This is a genomic window from Paenibacillus monticola, from assembly GCF_009664975.1.
In the GTDB taxonomy this organism is placed as follows: domain Bacteria; phylum Bacillota; class Bacilli; order Paenibacillales; family Paenibacillaceae; genus Paenibacillus_AQ; species Paenibacillus_AQ monticola.
In genome coordinates, this window is record NZ_WJXB01000001.1 from 430,562 (window position 1) to 457,363 (window position 26,802).

The window sequence follows — 26,802 nt, forward strand, 5'->3', positions numbered from 1 at the left end:
CTTTTTGTTTATTTCAGGGGAGGATAGTTAAAGTGCGAATGTATAGCTCCCATGATTTCCCCAGGACATTCGCACCAATTATATTACATAATTTGTAATTTATTATCGAGCTAATCGTATTTTCAAGCTTTTCAATAGAGAATTAAGCGTTTTTTTATGGTGAAAAAAGGTTTTATTCCTTTTTTGGTGGGAAAACGGAGTCGCTCCCTACGTGGGAGCGTGGATTGAAGTAGCGTACCCGTCATGTAAATATTTATTATCGATCGTGTCGCTCCCCATGCGGGAGTGTGAATTGAAATGCGGAAGCGATGGACATTAATGAGCAACTCGATGAGTCGCTCCCTACGCGGGAGCAAGGATTGAATCTCATCACCGTATAGTTTATCTTTTAAAAGAGGTCACACCCTCGCTTCACAGGGGAGTGGCTATTAACATTATGAGCCAGATCAGTAAGCCTGGGCATATTTCATTTTGGAGGTTATCATGCACAATAAAATTAGCGAAGTACTGCTGCAGAATTGGGATTATAGCATGGATGTTGAGGATTGGTCACCGCCACTGAGCGATGCACTTGCAGGTGTGGATCACTTGCAGGCTAGCTGGAAGCCGCAGGGAGGAGCTGCCAACTCCATCTGGGAGACGGTCAACCATTTGACGTATTATAAGGAACGTTTACTGAAGAAGCTAAAAGGCTTGCCACAGCTGCCCGATGTGGACAGCAATGATGATACATTTATTGTAACGGTTACCGGGGAGGAAGAGTGGGAGAAGGCCGTCGCTGCTCTGAAGACCGTTCACGCTTCGCTTCGGGAAGTCATTGAGGCGCTTGAAGAAGGCGCGTATGATTGGGGCGGCTCAGGACATGCACCAGGCGAAGAAGTGATGAGTCTTATCCTGCACGATGCCTATCACACTGGACAGATCGTCTTGATCCGTAAGTTGCAGGGCTCTTGGCCTTCACGCCGCAGCTTCGATTGACCATAGCATAGAAATATTAAGCCGCCTTACTGCTTGCTCCAGTCCATCGGGAGTAAGCCGTAAGGCGGCTATTTGTTTCAACCAGTCGAACCTTCGGTTAATGATAGATAGATCAAGTTTCGAAGGGAGAGATTGTTATGGATCCGAATCACAGTGATAGAAGTGTAGAAGTCCAGCACACCGAGGTTCAAAAGAAATCGGATTCCAGTGCGGTCGCTATTACCTTTATCCGATATGCAACTTATATCATTATCACGTTTGGAGTTCTGTTTTTCTTAGTTAAATATGTGTTCCCGAAGTTCTAACCAAATGGAATCTAAACAAAACCATCCCTCAAGGCGGGATGGTTTTTTTGAATCTGATGATATTCCTTCTGATGACATTCCTACAGCTCTCTTTGTATAGAACCCGGTGATTCCGCGGAATTGCGGTAAAAGAACCAGCACTCGTTCAGCAGCTTAATCTGACGGCGGTCTTTTTTATAATAAGCTTTCATCAGCTGATGGCAGAGCCACTGCGGCAAGGAAATCCCTCCTCTAAGCATGCTTATGTAAGTTAGCATATGGGGAAGAAGGCCTAATGGTGCGGCCACAATGTGCGGAATACAACAGCCTGTTCTGTTCTATCATTTTACGGAATGGATTAAGCCTGTCAGCTATAGCACGCCTTCTTCTTCCTCTTCATACCATTGCTCCAACTGGGCCTGCAGCGCCCGAATTTCGGTCAGCAGTGAGATGAGCGGATAGTTCTGTTCCTGAATGGAGGCAAAAGCACTCTCCAGCAGATTAATATACTCCAGCCCGGATTGCAATGAATGTTCTTCACGCAGCAGCTCCAGCGAGTCACATTCGGCGATCGCCAAAGGCAGGTCTGGCACATTGTCGGCGGTCAGCTTATCGATCTCTTTATTGAGGCGAAGATTGAGTGCACTGAGCTGGTAAGCATATTCCTCCGGCAGTTCTACGAATTGCAGTTCTTTATTTTGCTGCAAAATTACATATCGCATTTTCGGCATTAGTCATTCTCCCTCCGTACTTTCTTATCTTCCTTCTTGACAGTTTAGCCTATGCACAAGTTACAATTCAAGTAGAGATCTATTTTCCCGTGGAAAGGACTTGTGTGAGAACGCTATGGAAAGTATGAGCAACGATGAGCTGCAGCAGTGGATTGAACAGGTATCGCGGGACAACTTTGGGGTACCGTTCCGGCACAAAGCTACATTTAACAGCCGATTATCTTCAACGGGCGGACGTTATTTTATCAAAAGCCATAATATTGAGATCAACCCACTTCAGCTGACCCAGTTCGGGCGCGAGGAGACGGAGCGGATTATTAAGCATGAGCTTTGCCACTATCACCTGCATCTGGCGAAGAGAGGGTATATGCACCGTGATGCCGATTTCAAAAGCTTGCTGGCACAGGTCGGCGGGAGCCGCTACTGCCAGTCTCCGCCGGGAATGAAGGCGCGTAAACCGCTGCCTTACCGGTATAAGCTCGTGTGCACAGCCTGTGCTACCGAGTATCCACGCAAGCGAAAGGTTGATCCCAAGCGCTATCGCTGCGGGAATTGTGCAGGTAAGCTGAAGCTGCAAACCTTGGAAATAGAATAAGCTGAGCAGGCAAGCCCGTCTATTTAATCACCAAACCCAGAAGACCCGCAAATGAGGCGGCTTGCTGCGCTGAGATGATACAACCATATAAGTCTTCGATCTCAACATTTAAACCGCTGAATTCGCAGTCGCTAAGATCGATCCCGTTCAGCTTTGTTCCTGACAGCATGGCTTGATCCAGATTGCAGCGGTTAAATGAGATTTTTGATAGGACGGATTGATAATAATCAGCACCAATGAGCGAGCTGTCTTCAAAAGCAACCTGTTTGAAATTAGCAAACCGAAAGGTGGCATAATCCCCGATACAGTCTGTGATTAGAACGTTCTGGAATCTTCCTCTGGTAAAGTCTGTCCCCATCAACTTACAATTTCTGAACTCTGTGCGATGAATGAAGGCATCGGAGAAATTAACGTTCGATAGATCACATCTTTCAAAGATAACATCCGTAAGTTCAATCCCGCTCAAGGACGACTCCGTAATTGTGACATTCTTAAACAGCACCTTCTCGAACGAAACCTTACTAGCTTCCTGGCTATCAATGAACTGGTCATTTATGGAACAAAGGCTGAATTCATCCTTCGTTTGCAGTGAGAATACTTGCTGCGGGGGTAAAGCGATGTTGTCGGCAATTTTGGGCGGGTCAATCTTATGTTTCATGCGAACCTCCACTTAAATAATCAATATTAGCGAATCTGTTCCAATTCCCTCTGCGTTAACTATCGTGGGAATCCGAGGTTTTGTCAATCATCCTGACAGCGGGGGGCGTTACTCATATCCGTACAAATGCACCTTTTTCTGGATAAAATCGCACATCGTTTTGTAAGCGCTACCAAACTAAACTGGAGAGGAAGTCCATATTAGTTAGAGGGGGCGCATTATATGAAGCGATTCAGGTCCGCGGTTGCGGGTCTGCTGGCGATGCTGCTAATTTTTTCAGGCTTTCCTGTTTATGGAGCCAGTGGCAATTCTGCAGGAGCCGGAGTAAACGAAGGTACTGGGGCGGGGCAGATTCCAGCAGGTACAGTGCTCATTAAGAATAAGTGGAAAAGTAATTTTTTGTACGAAACCTCAACGGGTGAGGTACGCTACGGCATGACGAATCTTGCAGACACCTCATCCCATTGGACTGTAGTAACCACAGCGGGTTTGTCGCGGATTCAAAATGTGAAGACCGGCCACTACATTACACTTGCCGGAAACACCGGCAAGGAGGATTCGCTTAAAGCAGCAGAAATTTCAGGAGCGAGCAGTACCACAGATCAATGGCTGATAGATACTTCGAACAGAAACGGCTACATGGTGATTCGCAGCGCGACAGCCCCGGAGGGGAAGCTCGTCATCCATGAAGAGAATCAGCTTGGTTTTGCCCAAGTGAGCGGAGACATCAATGTTACCTTTGAGAGCCCGCAGTGGGCTTTTGTTGACCTCAATGCAGCGCCTGGGCCGATCTCGGAATTGCAGGCAATTCGTCTGGCTACGTATACCGATGCTCAGGTAGCTACAGATTTCCTGTACGAAGCGACCGGTGGTGAGCTTAAGCACGGCATTATTGCTCCTGATACGATCAACGAAGCGGATTATTTATGGTTTGTCGAGGACTATGACGGCCATAAGCGTATCCGTAACGCGGCAACGAATCATTATCTTACTTCTATTGAAGGCACTGCCAAAGCGCAGCAATTAAATGAGAGCCAACCCACAGATCAGTGGGTCTTCAATGAATCCGATGATTATGATGATTACCAGACGATTGAGAATATCGGGAACAGCGGGACATATCTTGCTACCTTAGGGAACGGCAATGCCGGAGCGAGCACTGATAACACTACGCTTGCTGCCCAGTGGCAACTGCTGGACCCGAACACGCCTACGGATAGCTCAGAACATTTTTACCGGATACAGAATGGGTGGAAGTCATTTTACTGGTATGAGAGCAGCAATGGATTGTTGAAATACGGCAATATGCAGGCAGATGGCTCCGACCAGTGGCTGATAGAGAAATACAATGGTCGCAAGCTGTTCAAGAACAAGAAAACGGGCCATTACCTGAATATGGTGAATATGCCGGACGGACATCTTCAGGTTACGGAGTTGCCGGACAAAAATGCTGTAGATCAGAGTTATATCTGGACGGGGAAAAACACCGGCGACAACAACTATGTGATCAGCAATATTGCCGACAAGGAGCCGAATAAACGTCCAGAGAAGTATATTTCACTCCAAAACCTGACCAAGTATGCGGAGTATGGTGTGATTAACCCTGGCTGGGGCAGCCCCAAGTGGAAATTCGTCGCAGTTACGGAGAAAAAGCAGGACTTATTCCGCTTTAAGCTAAACGATGTAAATGGCGAGAAGCAGTATTTAAAAGACGGACCTTTGCTTGCTGCGCCTAGTGCCCAGAACCAGGCAGAAGAGAAGTCGGTTACAGAGGCAGTCTATAACTCGCAGAAAAATGAAGCTGCAGCTCCACAAGAGAAATCGCTGCTGCAGGCTGACGCCTCCGCTACAGAGGACATGACTGTTGGGCAGGCCACCTATGGTGTGCTTAAACCCAATGACGATTCTTTTGTCTGGCAGTTGCAAGAAATAGAGGGCAGTAACGGAGCGGTGAAGATTAAGAACAGAGGTACAGGGCGTTATCTCTCTCTTGAGCATATCGGCAATGCGGTGGAGGAGGTCGATCCTGACGTAGCAGTGCAAACCTTGCAGACGGTATACGATGTGTGGGGCAGTATTAAATGGATTGTTGATATGCAGCCATCTGGCCTAACAACCTTCAAAAGCGCATGGGCAGGACATTATATGTACGGTGCCCCGAATGCTAACGGCAATCCGGTAATTAGAATCAGCAAGGCTGTAGATGCAGCAGATAAGGAGAGTGCGCATTTCAGCGCTGAGGCGGTCACGGAAGCAACACCACCAGTGCCAGCCTATCCTGTAAGATTCAAGAATGCCAACAGCGGAGAATATCTGTATGAGAATGAGCATGGCGTTGTTTTGTATGGTCAGCCATCCGCAGATAATGGATATTCACAATGGAATATATCTACGCAGGCTGGCAAGCAGTCGATCGTTAACCGGGCAACAGGACATTATCTAACCTTGAACGGTGATTATTCCTTCCTGGAGAGCAGCAGCACTGAACCGGCTGCCGATGGCTCCTCCGATTGGGTTGTCAGCCTGGCTTCCGATAATAAACATTACACTATCCGCAGCCTGTTCGGAGAGTATAGCGATGAATTCGTTCATGTAGAGAACCATACTGGATATGCAGAGCGCGGCCTGCTACTGGAGAGTGAAAGCTCTGTTCAATGGACGCTGGAAACGGCGGAACAAGAGTTCAATACGCCTGCAGGAGAACCGCGGAACCATGATACCGCAACTCCTGTCCAGCAGGATACCAACATAGTGACCATCGTGCCGAAGGGAATAGGCGGCAAAGTGCTGGCTGAGCAGGCTGGCAAGGCTGTGTATGTCGATGCTGCTGACAAGACTGCATCTATAGAGTGGCTTGTGCAGGATTACAATGGACGCAAGCGGATCATGAATGTCCAGTCTAATCATTATCTCTCATTTAATGAAGCGAACCAAGCTGTTCTGTTAGCCGCTGGGGGTAAGGAGACATCCCAATGGATACTGGAAGAGAAGCTTGGCTATAAGCAACTGCTGAGTGCTGATGAGAGTGGCCTGCTTACGCAGGGAGAGTCTACGATAGAACTTGGCACAGCAACTGCTGGCGATCATGTTATGTGGAGCTTCCTGCCTGTACCTATGAATGTTGTTTATTCAGGGGCAGAGGCTTTTCAGGGAGAAGGTGTCATTCGTTTTGCGGTGAATGCCAATTCGGCAGCTGAGTATGCTGTAGTTATTGGCTATAAGAACGAATCCACCACAGATGCTTCATTAATAGTTAAGGTGAATGGTTTGGAGCAGGGGAATGCGTTGAACCTGAAGTCTTCTTCCATTGGGCAGAATGTGTCGCTTAAGCTGAAGCTGCGGGCAGGGATTAATACCGTCTCGTTAAGCGCTGGCGGGAACACGGTCTGGAACAGACTGACCATGGATACTTTAACAGTTTTGAACAGTGTGAATAAAACTTACCGTGGAGCAACCGTTCCTTATATCAGCTATGAGGCGGAAGACGCGGTTACGAACGGAACTATTATTGGCCCTTCGCGAAAATATCTCAGCATAGCTTCGGAGGCTTCCGGACGCCAAGCCGTGATGTTGAAGAACACGGGAGACTATGTGGAATTTAAGCTCGCGAATCCGGCTAACTCCATCGTTCTCCGCTATTCAATCCCGGATAGCCCGGATGGAACGGGGGCAGAGGATACGTTGTCGCTATATGTGAATGGTGTCCAGCAACAGCTTCATCTAACTTCGAAATATGCCTGGGAGTATGGCAGCTACCCGTGGTCGAATGACCCTCGCCAAGGCAGTGGTCATCGCTTTTTTGACGAGATTCATGCTTTGATTGGCGATGCACCAGCCGGAGCAACGATTCGTTTGGAGAAAACTGCTGGCGATCATGCAGCCTCCTATACCCTAGATTTAGCTGATATGGAGCAGGTTGCTCCAGCGTTAACTGAGCCGGAAGGTTTCGTCTCTGTTACAGATTATGGGGCAGTGGCGAATGATCAAGGTGAAGATACTGCAGCCTTTAAGGCGGCACTTGCCGAAGCAAATCAGCGAAATACAGGAGTATGGTTTCCGGCCGGAGCCTTTAATGTCGGCGACGGGCTGCTGGACCTGAATGCCGCTGAAATCCGTGGTGCAGGCATGTGGTATACGACTCTGAACGGCGCTAAGTTCTATGGTCACGGAGAGAAGATTGGCGTGTATGATTTACTGATTGATGGTGGCGTCAACGTGCGTGAGGATGAGGCGTATAGCAATGCCTTCCATGGGGCGTTCGGTCAAGGATCGGTTATCCAGAATGTCTGGATCGAGCATACTAAAGCAGGCTTGTGGCTGACCCAGCCGGTGGGCGAGAAAGCCCGGACAGATGGTCTTCATATGGTGGAACTTCGTATCCGTAATCTCATGGCAGACGGCATCAACTTTGCTGTAGGTACGGGGAACAGCATGATGGAACAAAGTGATATCCGTTATCCGGGTGATGATGGAATTGCTATGTGGTCGTTTACGGATGCCAAGCTGAATGATGTGAATGGCACTGAGCGAACACCAAGCTTTAATAATACGGCACGCTTTAACACGGTTTCCTTACCGTGGCTGGCCGATAATATCGTTGTTTTTGGCGGCAAGGATAACAAGATCCAGGATAATGTAGTGAAGGATACCGTGAGCAACGGGGCAGGTATTGCCGTATCAACCCGCTTCTCCGCTGAGCCGTTCCAAGGAACGACCCTCGTGGAGCGCAACACACTGCTGCGCACTGGCAGCTATGATTCCGGTTATGGAGTGAATCTGGGCGCATTATGGCTATATGCGGGAGAGAGTGATCTGTTTGGCACCGTTCTGATCCGGAACAATACAGCGCTAGACAGTACCTACTCTGGTTTGATAGCGCATGGCAATCTGAACATGACAGGGGTAGTCCTTACGAACAATGTCATCGACAGAGTGGGTACGAGTGGTGTGGAAGTCACGCCAGAGCTGAAGGGAAACCTGCTCGTAGATAATCTTATTATCCGCGGGGAGCGGATGAACCTGTTGTCCAATCCATCTTCTGCATTCAATATTGTTGAGCGAAATCAAGGATTTGCCAGTGCGGTCAAACCTTTCTCCATAAAGCTCACAGATGGGCAGAGTGGACCTGTTGTCCTGAAGCAAGGGGAGTCAGCTGGAATTCAGGTGTTGAACAGAGAAGGTGCAGACATCACTTCTCAAGCGGCCTACGACTTTGAGAACGTCAATACAGCCTCTGTATCAGAGGGGGAATTGCATGGGCTTAAACCAGGAAGTACTATATTTACGGTAACGGTAGGTAACAGCAAAAGAACTTACACTATTGATGTAATACCCCCTGTTGAGTCAGGTGGTGGTGGCCCTACAGACCCAACAGGTCCGACAGGCCCAACACTTTCTGTCCCCACGCCGGTGACAGTGACCAATAATGACGCATTGCTTAAAGCTAAGACAGCGGCCGGGCAAGCCGTTATCGAGCTTGCAGCGAATGCTGACGGCACGGCCCGTTTTAGCGCAGAAGCTTTGCGGAGCGCGGCTGCGGTTAGTCCGAATGCTGTGCTCGTGATCCAAAGCGGCAATATGTCATATCGTTTCCCGTTGGAACTTCTAGAGACTGTGCTGAGTAATGCCAAACTGCCAGAAGGAACGCTGGAGTTCAAGTTTACTCTACAAAGTGGAACCGTATTGGAGCAGATAACTGCAAGTGCGAAGCAGCAAGGCCTTAGGCTGCACGGAACTCCGGTAGGCTTCACGCTAAGCGTAACGGATGGCATAACATCCGTTCCTGTCAGCGACTTCGGAACTCAGCATGTGGAGCGGACATTCACTATTAATGAAGTATTGGATAATGCAACGGCAGTAGCTCTGCTCTATGATAATGAAAACGGGTCTTTCCGTTATGTACCGGCAATATTTGAATCTGCAAATGGAGTGACTATAGTTACTATTAAGAGCAGCATGGCGAGTGGAGTGTTTACCGTAGCGATACATCCTGTTAGCTTTCCGGATATTTCGGGACACTGGGCACAAGCTGAGATTGAACGGTTGGCCAGCCGATTCATCGTGAATGGCCAATCTATGGGCAGCTTTGCACCGGAGACAACGATTAGCCGGGCGGAGTTCGCGGCCATGCTGATCCGCTCGCTGGATCTGCAGCCTGACCCTGCAGCGACAGCAAATAGCTCATTCCGTGATGTGCAGGACAGCTCATGGTTTGCAGCGGCTGCCAGAGCAGCAGCCGGATTGGGGCTGGTTCAGGGTTATGCGGATGGCTCCTTCCGCCCAAATACCCCGATTACACGGGAGCAAATGGCCGTTATGGTTGCGAGAGCTCTGAAGCTGGTCCCAGTAGAAGCTGACCTCAAAGGAACTTCTGACGGATCACTAACTTTCAAAGATGCAGCTGGTATCTCCACCTGGGCGAAGGAAGCTGTGGACACTTTGGGAGCGAATGGTATTATGAAGGGGCAATCCGCAGGGAACTTTGCCCCAAGTAGCGATACAAGTCGCGCGGAAGCGGCTGTAATTCTTAGTCGCCTGTTGATTGGAGCTAAGCTACTGAATAACTAATATGCGTAATCATAACAAAAGCCGCCGTGAAGGAGCTGTAACCCTTCACGGCGGCTTTATCTATAAATCTTTTTCTCCATACATGCAGCTTATTTGATCTGGCCCATTGCCAGATTCACTCTATAATTTCCAAACTCCAGCAACTGGTCGAGAAAAGCGTTAAGATCCTGCTGGTTAACCGTGTGAACACGCATCCAGTAGCAGCCCTCTCCGCTGACACGGTAGGTCTCCACAACGCTGCTGTTGCTTTTGGCGAACTCCTGAAAGGCCGGATGGGCAATATTGGAACTTAGAAATACGGTGATAAAAGCCTGAACGGCATGGCCTATTTTATCTGGATTCCAGCGGACGGTATAGCCCTCTATGATGCCAGAATCGCGCATTCTGCGGATACGTGCCCCAACTGCCTGGCCTGTCATATGTACCTGCTGTCCAATTTCTTTGTGGCTAAGAGTAGAATCATTAATAAGCTGTTGCAAAATGCGGAAATCCACATCGTCTATTATAGTAGGGTTCATTATCGTGTAATTCCTTTCAGTATGAAAGTAGAACAGGGTAATCTCTTTCTGCTATCCATGTATTCTGTGCCTCAATCCACCTATAATTGATTGTAGCAGAAGATTTAGAAAAGGAAGAGGGTAGAGAATGAAAATTCAGCTAATCAGGCATGCAACGTTATGGATGGAATATGGTGGTCTTACATTTTTGATTGATCCGATGTTAAGTGAGCAGGGGGCGAATCCACCCATAATAAATTCAGCGAATGACCGCAGAAATCCGTTGGTTTCTTTGCCGGGACCAGCAGAGCAATGGCTACAGCCGGATGCTGTACTCGTTACGCATCTTCATGCGGATCACTGGGATGCGGCAGCAGTTTCTATGCTTCCTCATGATATTCCGTTATTGTGCCAGGATGGCGATCAGGCTCAAATAGCGGCACAGGGCTTTGAACACATTACAGAAATTAAGCACAAGCTAACATTATCAAATATAACCCTTACAAGAACAAAAGGTCAGCACGGAACTGGTGAGATAGGGAAACGGATGGGCCGAGTATCGGGTTTTGTTTTTCAGGCAGAAGGTGAACCTACGTTATATCTTACCGGAGATACAATCTGGTGTGACGAGGTTAAGCAGGCCTTGGATGATAATCATCCCGAGCTAACGATTATCAATGCCGGCGGTGCACGTTTCTTGACCGGTGGACCTATAACGATGGATGAACAGGACGTGGTGGAGCTGTGCAACTATGCACCGTATACATCTGTTATTGCTGTACACATGGATTCGATTAACCATTGTCTGGTCACTCGGGAGAACCTGCGAGAACGGTTGGAACAGGAGGCCCTGCTAAATCGGGTCACTCTTTTGCAAGATGGACAATGGTATTGAGAGCGCTTGACTAGACAACAAAATCATGATAAATTACTCCATGTTGACATGAATTATTATTATTCCCTGATAGCTCAGTTGGTAGAGCACTCGACTGTTAATCGAGTTGTCACAGGTTCGAGCCCTGTTCGGGGAGCCATTTTCTTGGAGAGATACCCAAGTGGCTATAAGGGGACCCTCTGCTAAGGGGTTAGACTGCGTAAGCGGTGCGAGGGTTCGAATCCCTCTCTCTCCGCCACATTTTGTGGCACTTAGCAAAATATAATTAAACTTTAATACATGAAAGAGCTCCCGACTGGGGGCTCTTTTTTTGCATGTTTAGCTCTATAATTCAGCGGTGCAACTCATTAATCCTTTAATTAATTGACGGATAGAAGCTGTAAAGAGACAAATGTTATATTATTTACGGGAAAACAAAGTATTGTATTAAAAAAGGAAAGAAATTCAAAAACAATCAAACTCCGTATTCCTCATATATACTCTATATTACTTCGATATATTCGAATATGTGCGAATATATGCCAAATATACTACATTTAATGTTATATAATCTAACCTCAAATTTCGAATTTTATATTAAATAAGCATAAATGTTAGTGACGAAGAAATAACCCTGTGTTAATATAAATAACATCATAAAGGAAAAAAGAGAATGTAAGGTAGAGAAAGGGGATTTATGATTATTATGGGGAAAAGGGGATGGCGATGGAGTATTTCATTCAGCAGTTAATTAACGGGATTTCCGTAGGCAGCATTTATGCTCTGATCGCTCTTGGTTACACCATGGTATACGGAATTATCAAGCTGATCAATTTTGCACATGGCGATGTATTTATGGTAGGTTCGTTTATCGGACTGTTTAGTGCCAAATATTTTGCATCGGTGGGTTTCCCTCCGGTTATCGTCTTGATTTTGTCGCTTGTGATATCCATGACAGTCAGTGCGTTGCTTGGCATCACGATTGAACGATTGGCTTACAAGCCACTGCGTAGAGCCTCACGTATCGCCGTACTTATTACAGCAATAGGCGTTTCCTTTCTTCTGGAATACACTGGGGTGTACTTACTCGGGCCACAGGCCAAAGGTTTTCCGGAGATTATCAATAAGCACCAATTCCAATTATTTGGAAGCTCGGTTCAGGTTGATTCTAATCAAATGATGACGTTGGGCACAACAGTTGTGCTGATGATCATCTTGCAGTATATCGTACACCGTACGAAGATCGGCAAGGCAATGCGGGCAGTTTCCTTCGATATGGAGGCAGCACAGCTCATGGGTATTAACGTAGACCGGACGATTTCAGCGACATTCGCTATCGGTTCTGCATTAGCCGCTGCAGCTGGTGTAATTTTTGGGATGACTTACAATGCTGTTGACCCGATGATGGGTGTGCTACCAGGACTGAAAGCTTTCGTAGCTGCTGTTCTTGGCGGGATCGGCAGTATACCAGGTGCATTGGTTGGGGGTCTGCTCCTAGGCACGGTAGAAACAGAAATATCTTCACTGGGGTATTCTTCATGGCGTGATGGCGTGGCCTTTGCCATATTGATCCTTATCCTTATCTTTAAACCGTCCGGACTGTTTGGTAAAAATGTCCGCGAGAAAGTGTAGGTGGGATAACCGGATGAAGAAATTAAATAAATCTTTTTGGATAGGCATTGTGTTCGCTATGGTTCTTTACGGAGTCATTCAAATTCTTCTAACAACGGGGATATTTGATGATGTTATGGAATCTACACTTATCCTGATCTGCATTAACGTCATGCTGGCAGTATCTCTTAACCTGATTAATGGGATTACCGGTCAGTTTTCGATCGGTCATGCCGGATTCATGTCCATTGGTGCTTATGTTTCAGCCATCCTGACCTTGAATTTTGATGTTCCTTTCGTTTTGGCGCTTGTGATTTCCGGATTAGTTGCTGCCTTATTCGGAGTGCTGATCGGTATTCCGACACTGCGGCTCAATGGTGACTATCTGGCGATTGCTACACTTGGTTTCGGTGAAATCATCCGAATCGTGCTGCTCAATACAGAATATGTTGGCGGTGCTTCGGGTCTCAGCGGTATTCCAACCCAAACGACCTGGACGATTATGTTTCTCTTCACGCTTGTTACGGTAGTTGTAATTAATAACTTCATCAATTCCAGCCACGGTCGGGCTTGTATAGCCATTCGAGAGAATGAAATTGCCGCCGAAGCCATGGGGATTAATACCACATTGTACAAAATCATTGCCTTTGCTCTCGGCGCATTATTTGCAGGCATAGCGGGCGGTTTATCCGCTCATAAGTTCTATGTTATTAATCCAGGCAGCTTTAACTTTCTGAAGTCATTCGAAATTCTGGTTATGGTTGTACTGGGCGGACTAGGAAGTACGTCTGGAGCAATCGTAGGCGCAATTGTCTTAACAGTGCTCTTCACTGTACTGCAGGAATACCCAGAGCTACGGATGATTATCTACTCCGCCATTCTAATTCTGATGATGATCTTCCGTCCGAAGGGACTCTTGGGCAGCACAGGCTTCTCATTCAAGAAATTTGCCAAAAAGGAGGCGAAGCCAAGTGACAGCATCAACAGCTGAAGTGCTTCTTGATGTCCAACAAGCCAGTCGTTCCTTTGGAGGTCTAAAGGCGCTGAGTGAGGTGTCCCTCCATATTAATAGAGGTGAATTGATTGGACTTATTGGACCGAACGGTGCTGGCAAAACAACACTGTTCAATCTGCTGACTGGCGTTTACCCGCCTTCTAGCGGCAGCATTATTCTGAATAATGAGTCTGTAGGCGGTATGAAGCCTTTCCGGATTAATCGTAAAGGTGCGGCACGTACCTTCCAGAATATCCGGCTATTCACGGCTATGACGGTACTCGATAACGTCAAGATTGCCTTTCATCAGCATGCGAAACACTCGATGTTCACCTCGATGCTCCGCCTGCCTAAGCATTTCAGCGGTGAAGGTGAAATTACCCAGAAAGCAATGGATATTCTAAAAATATTTAATCTGGCCGATCAATTCGACGAGTTAGCCGGCAACATGAGTTATGGCAACCAGCGGCGCTTGGAAATCGCTCGTGCGCTTGCAGCGGGTCCCAAGCTGCTGCTGCTGGATGAACCTGCAGCAGGCATGAACCCGAATGAGACGCGTGATTTGATGAATCTAATTGCTTGGATTCGTGAGGAATTCGATCTCACCATCCTATTAATAGAGCATGATATGTCACTGGTTATGGGGGTATGCGACCGAATCTATGTGCTGGACCGCGGGATGCTGATTGCAGATGGCTCACCTCTTGAAATACGGAACAACCCCAAGGTCATCGAAGCATATCTGGGACAGGAGGCGTAAAGGACTATGCTTACAGTACAAGGAATCAACGTATATTACGGAGCTATTCATGCCATAAAGGATTTGAGTATTACCGTTAATGAAGGCGAGATTGTAACCTTGATTGGCGCCAATGGTGCCGGCAAATCAACGTTGCTCAAGACGCTTTCGGGGTTGCTTAAACCAAAGACAGGCAGTATTGAATTTCTGGGCAAATCGATTACGAATCAAAGCATACAGTCCATAGTGAAGCAGGGACTTATTCACTGTCCAGAAGGTAGACGGGTGTTTGCCAATATGTCTGTGGAAGAGAATCTGGAGTTGGGGGCTTATTTACAGAATTCGGATAGCCTCGGAGCGGACTTCGAGAAGGTGTATTCTACATTCCCCCGTCTTCTGGAGAGAAAGAAACAGCTAGCGGGAACATTATCCGGTGGAGAACAGCAAATGCTTGCCATGGGTCGCGCGATGATGGGCCATCCGAAGCTGCTGCTACTGGATGAACCCTCCATGGGCCTTGCTCCACTGCTGGTAAAGGATATTTTTCGGATCATACAGGAAGTGAATGCTGCCGGAACAACCGTATTGCTCGTTGAACAGAATGCACATCAGGCACTTAAAGTTGCTAATCGTGCTTATGTACTGGAAACAGGTCGAGTGGTGCTTGAAGGGGACGCCAAGGAGTTGGCGGATTCAGAAGAGATTAAGATGGCTTATCTGGGTCATTAATCTTCATTCATTTAATGAGGTATCACAGAATCATCATATAAATATATTATCTTAGGAGGCTGGAAGAGAATGAAGAAAATCGGGGCCATTATCTTGACAACGGTGCTGACTGCCGCTTTGGTAGCAGGCTGTGGCAACAACACAGATAACAACAAGGCTGCAAACGGTGGAAATTCCACTGCAGAGACAATCAAGATTGGGATGGATGTTGAGCTTTCAGGCGGTCAAGCTTCTTTCGGCGACTCCGCACTTAAAGGGGCCAAACTTGCGGTTAAAGAAATTAATGACGCAGGTGGAGTACTCGGCAAGCAGATCGAACTGATTGAAGCAGATAATGCTTCCAAGTCAGAAGAAGCGACACGTGCAGCGCAAAAGCTGATTACAACCAATAAAGTTGTAGCCATCATCGGATCGACTACATCCACGAATACACTCGGAATTGTACCCGTTGCAGAAGAAAAGGGTATTCCGTTGGTCAGTTCTTCGGCTACTAATCCAAAAGTAACTGTTGACGAACGTACAGGCAAATTGAATGAATGGGTATTCCGCGCTTCTTTCATCGATCCGTTCCAAGGACAAGTAATGGCTAACTATGCTACAGATACACTTAAAGCTAAAACGGCTGTAATCTACACTGATACATCAAGTGACTATTCTAAAGGCTTGCAAACCTTCTTTAAAGAAACATTCTTGAAGAATGGCGGCACGATCTTAAGTGAAGAGTCTTATCAACAAAAGGATTCTGACTTTAAAGCCGTATTGACTCGTATTAAAGAATCGAACCCAGATGTTATTTACCTTCCTGGTTATTATGAAGAGGTCGGTAAGATTCTGAAGCAAGCACGTGAAATGGGCATTACCGTTCCATTTATGGGTGGCGATGGTTGGGATTCTCCGCAGCTGGCTGAAATTGCCGGAGCAGATGCGCTCAATAATACGTTCATGTCCAATCACTATTCTCCAGAAGATAGTGCACCTGAAGTTAAATCGTTCGTTGACGCATTCAAGGCTGCCAATGGCGACCTCGTACCGGATGGTATGGCTGCACTTGGTTATGATGCTGTGAAGCTAGTAGTTGATGGTATCACACGCGCTGATTCCACCGATCCTACGAAGCTGAGAGACGCGTTGGCTGCTACGAAAGATCTACAATTGGCAACTGGTAAAATTACTATGAACGAAACGCATGACCCAGTTAAAGCGGCTGTAGTTCTGAAGTTTGTGGATGGTAAACAAGCCTTCGAAGCTAAAGTTAATCCGTAAGCAGATCTTTCTTTACTCTAATGTCTTCTATTAGAACTGTATTTTAGGGAGCCTATTTATAGGCTCCCTAAAATCATCTTGTAACGCTGGGGAATATTAATAAAAAATGCTTGTCAAACATACTGAAGTTTGATATACTCATTTTTGTTGTGAAAAGAACATTTTATATTATGGCCCGTTGGTCAAGGGGTTAAGACACCTCCCTTTCACGGAGGTAACATGGGTTCGAATCCCATACGGGTCATCTCTCATATGCGGTAGTGGTGGAATGGCAGACACGCTATCTTGAGGGGGTAGTGGGCGTATGCCCGTGGAGGTTCGAGTCCTCTCTACCGCATTACAATTAGTTAGCTGAAACCCTTGATTAATCAAGGGTTTTTTGCTTTTTTCTTTATTTCCAGCAAACTGACACCAACGATGTTGTTATGACTTTGTTGACGAATTGTTGACGGAAGTTTATTGAAGGCGACATGGACCGATGGGCATTGTCACAATTGCTCGTGGATCATCAGCAATCAACGGTCAAAGCAAAGTTCGATGCTATAACAGCGCAGTGAGTGAATGTTATACGTAATAAAAACTTATTAAAATCGACTGAAGTTAGTCGGTTTATTTTTTTAGCAATGGATATAATGAAAAAATCGAACGAGTGTTCTTGATGGGGTTCACTTGATAAAGGTGTGGTTCTACCGGTTCCTTGGTTATTAGGGATCAAAGGTTGAGGATGAAAAAATGATCAGCAGACGAGGTAGTGTATTTTGATTCCGTGAACAATAGAAAGTATAAAAAGTGACTTATCAGCGGATAGTTACTATTGTTTTTTAAGGTGAGTCAGATGAGAGGGGGAATATTATTAAAGGAGTATTGAGATGACATATAAAGAAGTGTACGATCTTCATATTCAACTAGTCCTCTTCTCATTTCATGTATTTTCACAAGTTGATTAATACAAAATTTTTTGGAACAACATCCTCTGTTTGGGTACATCTTATTGAGAGTGTCCCAAGCGAGCGCAAGGAGCTCGATTTGATCGGCGAGCATCTGATGGCCATTGCATCCAAGCGAAGCATGGAGCTTGGATGCAATTCGTATATTGGTTAGCAATGCTCTCTAATTTGTCTGAGCTCGCTTTCTGCAAGTGATGGGAGGCAGCGAAGCCTTCTTACTTGGCTCGAAGCTGGCGCAGCACAAGCACACCAAAGTGCGTGCCTGTATACTTGTCTTTCATGTTAGGATGAATGTGAATCTTGTGTTTAAGTCCTTTATATCATGGACTTACTTCGCAGAACCAACAAATTGATTTCTAGCCGCACCCAGACCAATGATACCAAGTAGAGCAGAAGCGCCAACCAATATCAGGAGTGGAACGCTCCAACTATGACTGGCATCATGCAAGTATCCAATCAGCGCTGGGCCAATTGCTGCTAGTAGATATCCGATGGATTGGGCCATGCCCGATAATTCAGCCGCCTGATGGGCACTTTGGGTACGCAAGCCGAAAAACATCATGGACAAGCCAAAGGCAAAGCCCGCTCCAAAACCAAGAATAATAACCCAAAACAGAACCAGATGGATACTGCTATAGAAAAGTCCAAGTGTTCCGATCAAAAGTAGAATTGTTGTAACAACCACTAACAACCGTTGGTTAGACATGCGACCAGCCATAACAGGAACGATAAATGCAAAGGGGAGCGAAGCCATAATCAGAACCGAGAGAAACCAGCCGGATTGACTTGAACTGATGCCTTGATCTTTTAGTATTTCAGGCAGCCATGCCACCAGCACATAAAAAATGGCCGATTGTATTCCCATAAAAAGAGTCACCTGCCAAGCCAACGGAGAGCGCCATATATTGACCTGATGGTTGTCCCCTGCGCTGCTGGCAACAGTGGCTGGTTTCGCTGGAGCCTTGAGTTGCGGTACCCAAAAGAGAATGGAGATGACGCTAAGTATCCCCCATACTCCCAAAGCACCTTGCCAGTTCAAGCCTGCCCCCACAGCTAAGGGAACACTAATACCGGAAGCAATCGCCCCGCATAGATTCATGGAAACAGAATAAACCCCTGTCATAGTACCCATTTGCTGCGGAAATTCCCGTTTAATCAGGCTGGGTAGTAATACATTACATATGGTAATAGCAAACCCCAGAACTGCGGTTCCAACATACAAGGTCACCGCTCCGAATAACGAGCGAACAGCAATACCGATGACCAAAAAAATAAGGGAAATCAGGATAATACGTTCTACACCATATTTACGTCCTAATTTTGGTACAAAAGGTGATAACAATGCAAATGCAATCAGTGGAACTGTGGTAATCAGGCCTGCTAAGGTATTCGAAATATGCACGTTCTCTCGAATAAGACTGACTAATGGTCCCACCGATGTGAGGGGAGCACGCAAATTCGCTGCGATAAAAATAATTCCTACGATCATGAACCAGAGTGTCGCTTGCTTGCGAATGCCGGTACTGGATATTTCATCCTGTTTTTTTAACAATTGATCTGGTGAACTCATAAGGGTTCCTCCTACGTTTTAAGTTAATTAATCGTCAATTTCATCCATGTGGAGGAAGTACCCTTAAGAGGGAATGTATTGTACATCACCAAACTGTGGGTGATAAAACGACTGTAATGTCCAACAGCGGCAAGCTATGCTTCGTGTTTTCCTTGTTCTTCAATGCTATATGCGGTACGACTACAATTTGATCTGCTCTCTTTATGGTTGCCAGACGGGGAGCAATCATCAAATTTGTTCTTCTCGCTGAAAGCTCTGCAAGAGAATGCTGAATTGAAGTTTCCGTTTCGGTATCCAGTGCAGAGGTGGTCTCGTCCAGGATCAGGATTGGCGAATTCTTGAGGAACATCCGTAAATAGCCAGTCGCTGTTTTTGTCCCCCGGACAATCTACCCCACGTTCTCCGATCACTGAATCCAACCCTTCAGGGGTATTCAATACATAGATGCCCAGAAACACCATAGAAGCCCCAAAAACGTGGGACCATTTTTTTTCGGACAGAAGCTTGTCTACGAATTGATTTACTGCAATGGGAAAACCTAATTCGAGCAGGTCTGCAATCACCGCACAGATGAAGTCCAATAAAAATAGCTTTTTGTATGACCGGTAATAGGAGAAAATAACGTCACAGCATGTTGATAAGCTCCAATCCTGTTATTCTTGGGACTAGTCGTGTCCGTGCATTTGAATGCTTCATTTAGCACAGTTTAGCACGGGCCTTTTCAATGTATAAACGAACAGCCTCCTCGGCTTGATGGCAATCCTGATTGGCAATGGCTTGATAAAGCAGGTCATGAGAGTCGTGATAAAAAGCTGCATTTTTGAAGTCCTTCGTTTCCAAAACCATGTTTTGCAGCGCCTCGGAAATATGGTTGTACAAATTCGCCATCAATTGGTTATGTGAAGCAGCAATCACCATTTTGTGAAACTCGACATCCCAGTGAGCATAAGCTTTGAGATCCTGCTGGCTGGCTGCTTGTCTGCACTGGTCCAAGCATGCCCGAATCGCCTCCAAATCTTCTTCGCTTCTCCTGAACGTAGCCAGGGCAGCAGCCTCTCTTTCCAATGCATATCGGACCTCCAGACTCTCAAGCTTATCGGTATGCTGAATCACTTTTTTAATTACTGACCCCAAAACACTTGAGGAGCAGACATAAGTTCCATCCCCTTGTCTGGTCTTCAGCAGACCCGCATACGTTAAAGCCCGAATGGCTTCCCTCAAGGTATTACGGCTGACTTGAAGCTGTTCCATTAGCTCGGGCTCTGGAGGAATACGCATCCCTATTTGCCATTCGCTATTTTCGATCTTCCCCTGGATCTGGTAGGCCACCTGTTCCACCAATGTTAAACGTTGAGTTTGAGTTAACAACAGCATCACTCCTTTGCGAAACGTAGGATGTTTGGTATTTTGGTGTTATTATATCAGATTGACTTTGACTTGGAAAGATGAAATTGATAATGATTATCATCAAGTTTTTTCAGGGAATCCAATTGAAAGGTAGATAAAATTATAGTATGTGAATAAAAATGGACAGGCCATGTGAAGCTTACTCCACATGGCCTGTCCATTTTTATTCATAACGACTAAGATCAAAGCGACGAACTGCCAGGATAAAGGAAATCCTCATCCATACTTCCATTTCGTTTGGCATATTTATTAATAACTGGCTCATAACGAGTGATCAACGTGGCTTCTGCCTCTTTGTCACCATTCTGCGCTAAATGGAGCAGAGTAGAAGTACTATTCATGTTTATCCTCCTTTTATCATCCAATTGCAAAATATCAGCGCTGTATGATAAAGCGGGAGGACTGCGATAAGCAAACGAGCCTTACTTCTCCATGATGCTTTTAAGCTTCACCAGAACGTTTGATTTCATTTTGGAAACAGTTTGTCTGCTGGTTCCTAAAAGTTGAGCAATTTCCTTGTCTGTTTTATCTTCGAAATACTTAAGGTACAAAAGCCTTTGTTCTTTTGACGTTAGATACGATATTTCAGAAATTTGAGAAAGAACAAGAACGTTTTGAGGCTGCGGTATGTTGTGGTGACGAACTAAAAAGTTGATATCGATCTCGAAAGTGACAGCATCCGAAGGAACATCATAAGCTGAATCACGCCTCTGTTTCTCAAAATAATCCTTTTGAGCGTGCCAGAGACATGCTTTAACATAACTGCTGAATGCTCTTTCAAGTAAATCATTAACATCAACTCCCGATGTAATAAGTTTCCATCTCCTCTCTGTACCTAAATGGGAAACAGAGTCAAAAAAGGAAACCTTCCATCATGAAAAATGGAGGGCATACTACTATTTTCGATAATTCTCAAAAAATATTTGATGAATTACTGAACAGTGAAAAGTTCCTTCAATCGCTTTCACAGTCAGGCGGATGTCCCTATCCCTTTTTCAAATACCGGTTGAGCTTCGGCATGGATTTGCTACAAAAGTGGTAGCTGAATCCGCCGATGGACTGCTTAAGCGCCCGGAAGGTGCATTTGATTTTGAACCGGGCGGTGTAAAGTTCGATGATCTCGGTCGCCTCCAGGGTCAGATCGATGCTAGCTAGAATAGAGCATTGCCCGTTCAGCTTCACCAGCACAAACCGCTGTTCTTGGTATAATCTTTGGCCCCATAGCAAATCCAAACACAGGTAACTGACCGCTTCTTCTTTGCCACACATGCTCACGGTAGCGTAGCGTATTGAAGCACGGCGGTGCGGCTTTGAAACAGCTCGGCCAGCACTCCTTTGTCCCCCTCTTTTCCGGTGGCAACCCCGGCCTGTGGCAGGTGTACCAGGACGTTCATAGGCAACGGTATTGGACTTGGATTTGGTTACCAGATCCATCCGGGTGCTGCCGGATTGGTTCCATTGTTCAACCGCCGTAAAGCTGGGTCGATCAGGGGTAGACAGAACCATTTCTGGGACGTGCCCAACAGAAGGCGGATGGCGCCGAAACAGTGTCCGAAGAAATACGCTCCATTGGCGGAATTCTCCAATTCCTGATGGACCTTCTTGACTCCGGGCATTCGTTTGGCTTCCTTGCCTTGCATGCAGCCGTCACCCACCAAGACCACCTTGCCGTTACGGTACAACAGAAGCGCGTGAGCTCGCACAACCAAAAGCCAGATGGTGCGAAGGGCGTCTAGCGACCAGGCGGAGGAGCGAAACGGATAAATCCCGGATAATGGAGATGAGACCCAACTGGTCGGAACGCAGCATGAGGCCGATGATAACTGACAACGAACCAATGAAAAGCGCCTCTAAAATTGCGTCACACCGAACATAATTGATATTGATTATCATTATCAATTATGTTAATATAATTTTGTTCATAGGTGAACAAAAAAGAAAAACAATCTATTGCTGACACTGAACTTGGTCTGCAACTACTACAAGAGAGGGGAGATTGCGCAATTGGAGTTTCAAAATCATTTTAAAGGTCATCTTTACGAGCAATATATGAGAATGTTGCATCTGAATGAGCTATATACTGAACAAGAATTTAACTCGTTTCGGCAACAGGCCAGAAAGTACCAGATTGACATGCTCTCCAACAATATTACTAGTGTACACGTTATTGATTGCATTGGTGATTATGAACCGATAAATCATACCGGGATTGTGGAGAAGATGGGGTTGTCCAAAGCTAGCATTACTAATATTAGTTCAAAGCTGCTGGAAATGGGCTTCATTATGAGAAGTCAACTGAACAACAATCGTAAGGAGATTTACTTTAGTTTAACGGATAAGGGAAGACACGTTTATCATTTGCATAAAGAGCTGCACAAAGAAAAAGAAAGAAGGTTTTACCAATTCATTGAATCCTACTCAGAAGCTGAGCTGCAGACTATTGGAAAATTTATGAGTGATTTGGTGGTGCGTGCCGAAGAATACTCCGAAGGGAAGTTTACGATAAATGACGACATTAAAGATTGAGGAATTAAGATCCAAGATTGAAGGGAAAGAAATTTTAAAAGGGGTCACACTGGAGATTCATGGCGGAGAGATTCATGCGATTATGGGGCCTAATGGGACGGGAAAAAGTACGTTGGCTTCAGCTTTAATGGGCCATCCAAAATATGAGGTTACTGGCGGCAAGGTGACATTGGACAATGAAGACCTTCTGGAGATGGAGGTGGATGAGCGTGCCCAGGCAGGCTTGTTCCTCGCTATGCAATACCCAAGTGAAATTGCCGGCGTGACCAACTCGGACTTTCTCAGAAGTGCCATCAATGCACGGCGTGAAGAAGGCGATGAGATATCCTTAATCCGTTTTATCCGTGAAATGGAGAGCAAAATGAAGGGGCTGGAGATGAACCCGGAATTTGCGCATCGTTATTTGAATGAGGGATTCTCCGGCGGTGAAAAAAAGCGGAATGAGATTTTGCAAATGATTCTACTTGAACCCAAGTTTGTGATCCTGGATGAAGTGGATTCCGGGCTTGATATTGATGCACTGCGTATTGTGGCTAATGGTGTAAATGAGATGCGTAGCCCGGATAGAGGCTTTTTAATCATCACCCATTATCAACGACTGTTGAATTATATTACCCCGGATTTTGTGCATGTCATGATGCAAGGCCGGATAGTTAAATCTGGCGGTCCGGAGCTTGCCCACCGTTTGGAGGCTGAAGGGTACGATTGGGTGAAGGAGGAGCTTGGGATTACTGATGAGACGGTAAGGGAAGTTTAAGAGCCGGAGAGGAGGAACAGCACGTGGATATACAAGCTAGAGTTTCAATGAATGTGGACGATTTACGCGCATGGTCAAGCGCTAAGGATGAACCTCGTTGGCTGATTGAACGCCGCGTTCACGCACTCGAACTGGCAGGGACGCTGGAGTTGCCTAAAGTGGAGAAAATCAAGCTTGAAAAATGGGATATCTACGAAAGTGGAGATTACAAAGCTGAGAATGCGTGGTCAGGTTTGGAAGATGCGCCGGAGGTTGTTCGAGGTTTGGTTGCTTCTCCAGTGAAAGGCGGACTAATCGTTCAGTTCAATTCGGATGTAGTGTATACGAAATTGTCCGAGAGCTTAGCCGTCCAAGGAGTAATTTTAACGGACCTGCATACTGCGGCAAAAGAGCATGAGGAGTTGGTTAAACGTTATCTCTTTCAGGCAGTGAAGCCGGAAGAGCATAGTTTATCTGCTGCACACAGTGCCTTATGGAGTGGTGGCGTTTTTCTATATGTCCCGGACGGTGTAGAGGTTGAAGCGCCCATTCAAGCGATCTTTCTTAACGATACAAGCGGTGTGCGTTTTGCTCCACACATCTTAATTGTGGCAGGGAGCAACAGCAAGATCAGCTATGTGGATCATTGTATATCGAGCAGAGATGATATCAAGGTTTTACATAACGGTGTGGTAGAGGTATTTGTAGGTGTAGGTTCCAAGGTGCAGGTCGCTTCTGTTCATCAGCTTGCTACAGCAACAACGGACTTCACCCAGCGGCGTGCGGTTGTGCTTGCGGATGGAGGTGTAGAATGGATTGTCGGCGAGATGAATAATGGCTATACCGCCAGTGATACCAAGACATTACTCCAGGGCAACGGGTCCATCTCTGACGCTAAGGTGATTGCGATTGGCTCTGGGGACCAGAAATTGAGTTGTACTACGCAAGCCCAGCATTTTGGCAGAAGCTCGGTGAGCCAAATGATCACACGCGCAGTAATGCGTGAAGAAGCTACAGCCATTATCAACGGGATTACAAAAATTGAAAAAGGTGCAACCCATTGTGATGGTCAGCAAACAGAACGTGTGCTTATGTTAAGTCCTAAAGCGCGCGGCGATGCCAATCCGATCCTGCTGATAGATGAGGATGATGTAACCGCCGGTCATGCTGCATCCGTGGGGCAAGTAAATGCGGAACAAATCTATTATCTAATGTCGCGCGGGATATCACGGAGTGAAGCCGAATATCTTGTTATTTTCGGATTCCTCGCTCCTGTCATTTCGGAGATCCCGCTGGAGGGAGTGCGCAGCCACCTGCAGGATGTAGTGGAGAAAAAGCTTGGCAGATCATAGGGAATCAGAGCCAATCAAAGTGAGTCTTATGAAGGTTAAAAGGAGTGATACTAATGGCTAAAAAAGCGCCGGATATGGGCGAATATAAATATGGGTTTCGCGACGAGCACCAGTCTATTTTTCAATCTGGAAAAGGTCTGACTGAAGATATCGTCCGGGAAATTTCCCGAATCAAGGAAGAGCCGGAGTGGATGCTCGATTTTCGGCTGAAAGCTTTGGATCAATTCTACAAAATGCCGATGCCTCAATGGGGAGCGGATTTGGCCGGGCTAAATCTTGATGACATCCAATATTACGTTCGCCCTTCTGAAAAACAGGGAAAGACCTGGGAGGAGGTTCCTTCCGAGATCAAAGCAACCTTTGACAAGCTGGGGATTCCTGAAGCGGAGCAAAAGTTCCTGGCGGGCGTATCCGTTCAATACGAGTCGGAAGTAATCTATCACAGTATGCGGAAAGAACTGGAGGACCAGGGCGTTATTTTCCTTGATACGGATACTGCATTAAAGCAATACCCCGAAGTGTTTAAGCAATATTTTGGAACGATCATCCCTCCCGCCGACAATAAATTTGCGGCGCTTAACAGTGCGGTTTGGTCAGGCGGCAGCTTTGTATACATTCCGAGGGGCGTTCAATGTGAGGTTCCAATACAAGGGTATTTCCGTATTAATTCTGAAAATATGGGCCAATTCGAGCGGACATTAATTATTGCCGAAGAGGGCAGCTTTGTCCATTATGTTGAAGGATGTACAGCACCTATTTATAGTACCAGTTCTCTGCATAGCGGAGTTATTGAAATTATTTGCCAGAAAGATTCCCGTGTCCGTTACACGACAATCCAGAATTGGGCTCCTAATATCTACAACCTGGTAACCCAAAGGGCTGTGGTAGAGGAAAATGCCACAATGGAATGGGTGGACGGCAACATCGGCTCCAAGGTAACCATGAAGTATCCGGCTGTAATATTGAAAGGACGGGGAGCCAAGGGGTCCATCCTGTCTATTGCCGTAGCCGGTAAAGGTCAGCATCAAGATGCCGGCGCGAAGGTAATTCACCTAGCTCCCGAGACAACATCTACGATTATATCCAAATCCATCAGCAAGCAGGGCGGCAAAGTAAACTATCGGGGATTGTCAAGCTTCAGCCGCGATTCCGCAGGATCCAAGTCCAATATTAAGTGTGATACGTTGATTTTGGACAACCTGTCATCATCAGATACTATTCCGTACAATGAAATTAAAAACGATCAGATTACTTTGGAGCACGAGGCAACAGTATCCAAAGTGTCCGAGGAACAATTGTTTTACTTAAGGAGCCGCGGGCTTACAGAACAAGATGCCACACAAATGATTGTAATGGGCTTTATTGAGCCGTTTACCAAAGAATTGCCGATGGAATATGCCGTTGAAATGAATCGGCTGATTCAATTTGAGATGGAAGGCAGCATCGGTTGATTCATTAATTTAAAAGATCAAACTTTTATCACTCTTTAAAGAAGTACGAGGTGTTGGTAATGAAGAAAAATAATTCGGACAATTCAGAACTAGCTCAAATTACCCGAGAGATACGGAAACTTCAGTTCTACTTCAATATGCTGTCAGGATTGAGCGCAAGTTGTGGTGTGATGATACCTTTAGACTCTATTTATACGCTTATAAGGGAACTTTCGGATCAAGAGGCCAGTCTTAGGCAAAAAGCAAAGGATCACTCAGACTATCTAGGGTGAAAAAAGGCTTAAATTGACTGT

General features: G+C 46.1%; 24 protein-coding genes, 4 tRNA genes and 1 pseudogene. 18 read left to right on the top strand and 11 right to left on the bottom strand.

Annotated features, from left to right (window positions below):
• The first annotated feature begins 483 nt into the window (after positions 1-483).
• Positions 484-978, top strand: a complete 495-nt coding sequence (locus tag GJB61_RS01890; protein ID WP_154116578.1) for a DinB family protein — start codon at positions 484-486, stop codon at positions 976-978.
• A 137-nt stretch (positions 979-1,115) separates the two neighbouring features.
• Positions 1,116-1,283, top strand: coding sequence for a hypothetical protein (locus GJB61_RS31030; RefSeq protein ID WP_195724193.1), 168 nt, complete (start codon positions 1,116-1,118; stop codon positions 1,281-1,283).
• Positions 1,284-1,363: 80 nt separating this feature from the next.
• Here the strand turns inward: GJB61_RS31030 and cmpA are convergent, their stop codons facing one another.
• Positions 1,364-1,501 (bottom strand): cortex morphogenetic protein CmpA, encoded by a 138-nt coding sequence (cmpA, locus tag GJB61_RS01895; RefSeq protein WP_154116580.1) that lies wholly within the window; start codon positions 1,499-1,501, stop codon positions 1,364-1,366.
• Positions 1,502-1,633: 132 nt separating this feature from the next.
• Positions 1,634-1,993: a hydrolase/acyltransferase gene (locus GJB61_RS01900; protein ID WP_154116582.1), complete on the bottom strand. Its 360-nt coding sequence runs from the start codon at positions 1,991-1,993 to the stop codon at positions 1,634-1,636.
• A gap of 124 nt (positions 1,994-2,117) precedes the next feature.
• Here GJB61_RS01900 and GJB61_RS01905 point away from each other — a divergent pair, with 124 nt between their 5' ends.
• Positions 2,118-2,588 carry a SprT family protein gene (locus tag GJB61_RS01905; protein ID WP_154117278.1) on the top strand — a complete coding sequence of 157 codons (471 nt, stop codon included), beginning with the start codon at positions 2,118-2,120 and terminating at the stop codon, positions 2,586-2,588.
• Between the two features lie 19 nt (positions 2,589-2,607).
• Here the strand turns inward: GJB61_RS01905 and GJB61_RS01910 are convergent, their stop codons facing one another.
• Positions 2,608-3,246 (bottom strand): pentapeptide repeat-containing protein, encoded by a 639-nt coding sequence (locus GJB61_RS01910; protein WP_154116584.1) that lies wholly within the window; start codon positions 3,244-3,246, stop codon positions 2,608-2,610.
• A gap of 222 nt (positions 3,247-3,468) precedes the next feature.
• Here GJB61_RS01910 and GJB61_RS01915 point away from each other — a divergent pair, with 222 nt between their 5' ends.
• Positions 3,469-9,813, top strand: a complete 6,345-nt coding sequence (locus GJB61_RS01915) for an S-layer homology domain-containing protein (protein WP_154116586.1) — start codon at positions 3,469-3,471, stop codon at positions 9,811-9,813.
• Positions 9,814-9,902: 89 nt separating this feature from the next.
• Here the strand turns inward: GJB61_RS01915 and GJB61_RS01920 are convergent, their stop codons facing one another.
• Positions 9,903-10,331 (bottom strand): Lrp/AsnC family transcriptional regulator, encoded by a 429-nt coding sequence (locus GJB61_RS01920; RefSeq protein WP_154116588.1) that lies wholly within the window; start codon positions 10,329-10,331, stop codon positions 9,903-9,905.
• Between the two features lie 127 nt (positions 10,332-10,458).
• Between GJB61_RS01920 and GJB61_RS01925 the strand changes: the two genes are divergently transcribed.
• The 10 genes from GJB61_RS01925 (at position 10,459) to GJB61_RS01970 (ending at position 16,857) form a co-directional block, all read left to right on the top strand.
• The gene (locus GJB61_RS01925; RefSeq protein ID WP_154116590.1) at positions 10,459-11,205 is read left to right on the top strand and encodes an MBL fold metallo-hydrolase; all 747 of its coding nucleotides are present in this window, start codon (positions 10,459-10,461) and stop codon (positions 11,203-11,205) included.
• 63 nt (positions 11,206-11,268) lie between these two features.
• Positions 11,269-11,344: transfer RNA gene (locus GJB61_RS01930), tRNA-Asn, on the top strand.
• 7 nt (positions 11,345-11,351) lie between these two features.
• Positions 11,352-11,443: transfer RNA gene (locus tag GJB61_RS01935), tRNA-Ser, on the top strand.
• 467 nt (positions 11,444-11,910) lie between these two features.
• A complete protein-coding gene (locus GJB61_RS01940) occupies positions 11,911-12,816 on the top strand; it encodes a branched-chain amino acid ABC transporter permease (protein ID WP_154117279.1) in 906 nt (301 codons plus the stop codon).
• A 13-nt stretch (positions 12,817-12,829) separates the two neighbouring features.
• Entirely contained in the window at positions 12,830-13,786 is a 957-nt protein-coding gene (locus GJB61_RS01945; protein ID WP_154116592.1) for a branched-chain amino acid ABC transporter permease, read from the top strand.
• Positions 13,767-14,549, top strand: a complete 783-nt coding sequence (locus tag GJB61_RS01950; protein ID WP_338115641.1) for an ABC transporter ATP-binding protein — start codon at positions 13,767-13,769, stop codon at positions 14,547-14,549. Before GJB61_RS01945 ends, GJB61_RS01950 begins: the two co-directional genes overlap by 20 nt.
• A gap of 6 nt (positions 14,550-14,555) precedes the next feature.
• Positions 14,556-15,257 carry an ABC transporter ATP-binding protein gene (locus tag GJB61_RS01955; protein ID WP_154116596.1) on the top strand — a complete coding sequence of 234 codons (702 nt, stop codon included), beginning with the start codon at positions 14,556-14,558 and terminating at the stop codon, positions 15,255-15,257.
• Positions 15,258-15,326: 69 nt separating this feature from the next.
• Positions 15,327-16,520: an ABC transporter substrate-binding protein gene (locus tag GJB61_RS01960; protein WP_154116598.1), complete on the top strand. Its 1,194-nt coding sequence runs from the start codon at positions 15,327-15,329 to the stop codon at positions 16,518-16,520.
• 172 nt (positions 16,521-16,692) lie between these two features.
• Positions 16,693-16,764: transfer RNA gene (locus GJB61_RS01965), tRNA-Glu, on the top strand.
• Positions 16,765-16,774: 10 nt separating this feature from the next.
• Positions 16,775-16,857, top strand: a tRNA-Leu gene (locus tag GJB61_RS01970).
• 938 nt (positions 16,858-17,795) lie between these two features.
• On the opposite strand, the gene GJB61_RS01975 is transcribed toward GJB61_RS01970, so the two are convergent.
• The 7 genes and pseudogenes from GJB61_RS01975 to GJB61_RS02005 all read right to left on the bottom strand — a co-directional run bounded on the left by GJB61_RS01975 (position 17,796) and on the right by GJB61_RS02005 (position 22,282).
• A complete protein-coding gene (locus tag GJB61_RS01975) occupies positions 17,796-19,037 on the bottom strand; it encodes a CynX/NimT family MFS transporter (protein WP_154116600.1) in 1,242 nt (413 codons plus the stop codon).
• Between the two features lie 134 nt (positions 19,038-19,171).
• Positions 19,172-19,465, bottom strand: a pseudogene (locus tag GJB61_RS01980) (ATP-binding cassette domain-containing protein); the annotation flags it as partial.
• 268 nt (positions 19,466-19,733) lie between these two features.
• Complete coding sequence (locus GJB61_RS01985) at positions 19,734-20,405, bottom strand: FadR/GntR family transcriptional regulator (protein ID WP_154116602.1); 672 nt, start codon at positions 20,403-20,405, stop codon at positions 19,734-19,736.
• A 221-nt stretch (positions 20,406-20,626) separates the two neighbouring features.
• Entirely contained in the window at positions 20,627-20,785 is a 159-nt protein-coding gene (locus GJB61_RS01990) for a helix-turn-helix domain-containing protein (protein WP_229521411.1), read from the bottom strand.
• Between the two features lie 81 nt (positions 20,786-20,866).
• Positions 20,867-21,256 carry a sigma factor-like helix-turn-helix DNA-binding protein gene (locus GJB61_RS32330; RefSeq protein WP_338115666.1) on the bottom strand — a complete coding sequence of 130 codons (390 nt, stop codon included), beginning with the start codon at positions 21,254-21,256 and terminating at the stop codon, positions 20,867-20,869.
• 172 nt (positions 21,257-21,428) lie between these two features.
• A complete protein-coding gene (locus GJB61_RS02000; protein ID WP_154116604.1) occupies positions 21,429-21,878 on the bottom strand; it encodes a hypothetical protein in 450 nt (149 codons plus the stop codon).
• On the bottom strand, positions 21,866-22,282 hold the full coding sequence (locus GJB61_RS02005; protein ID WP_154116606.1) for a hypothetical protein: 417 nt from the start codon (positions 22,280-22,282) through the stop codon (positions 21,866-21,868). The genes GJB61_RS02000 and GJB61_RS02005 overlap by 13 nt, the downstream gene beginning before the upstream one ends.
• Positions 22,283-22,448: 166 nt before the next feature.
• Here GJB61_RS02005 and GJB61_RS02010 point away from each other — a divergent pair, with 166 nt between their 5' ends.
• The 4 genes from GJB61_RS02010 to sufB are packed head-to-tail and all read left to right on the top strand — an operon-like array spanning position 22,449 to position 26,509.
• Positions 22,449-22,970, top strand: a complete 522-nt coding sequence (locus tag GJB61_RS02010; RefSeq protein WP_154116608.1) for a MarR family transcriptional regulator — start codon at positions 22,449-22,451, stop codon at positions 22,968-22,970.
• Positions 22,951-23,727 carry a Fe-S cluster assembly ATPase SufC gene (gene sufC, locus GJB61_RS02015; RefSeq protein WP_154116610.1) on the top strand — a complete coding sequence of 259 codons (777 nt, stop codon included), beginning with the start codon at positions 22,951-22,953 and terminating at the stop codon, positions 23,725-23,727. Before GJB61_RS02010 ends, sufC begins: the two co-directional genes overlap by 20 nt.
• 23 nt (positions 23,728-23,750) lie before the next feature.
• The gene (sufD, locus tag GJB61_RS02020) at positions 23,751-25,058 is read left to right on the top strand and encodes a Fe-S cluster assembly protein SufD (RefSeq protein WP_420819721.1); all 1,308 of its coding nucleotides are present in this window, start codon (positions 23,751-23,753) and stop codon (positions 25,056-25,058) included.
• A gap of 53 nt (positions 25,059-25,111) precedes the next feature.
• Positions 25,112-26,509, top strand: coding sequence for a Fe-S cluster assembly protein SufB (sufB, locus tag GJB61_RS02025; protein WP_154116612.1), 1,398 nt, complete (start codon positions 25,112-25,114; stop codon positions 26,507-26,509).
• Positions 26,510-26,802: the final 293 nt, after the last annotated feature.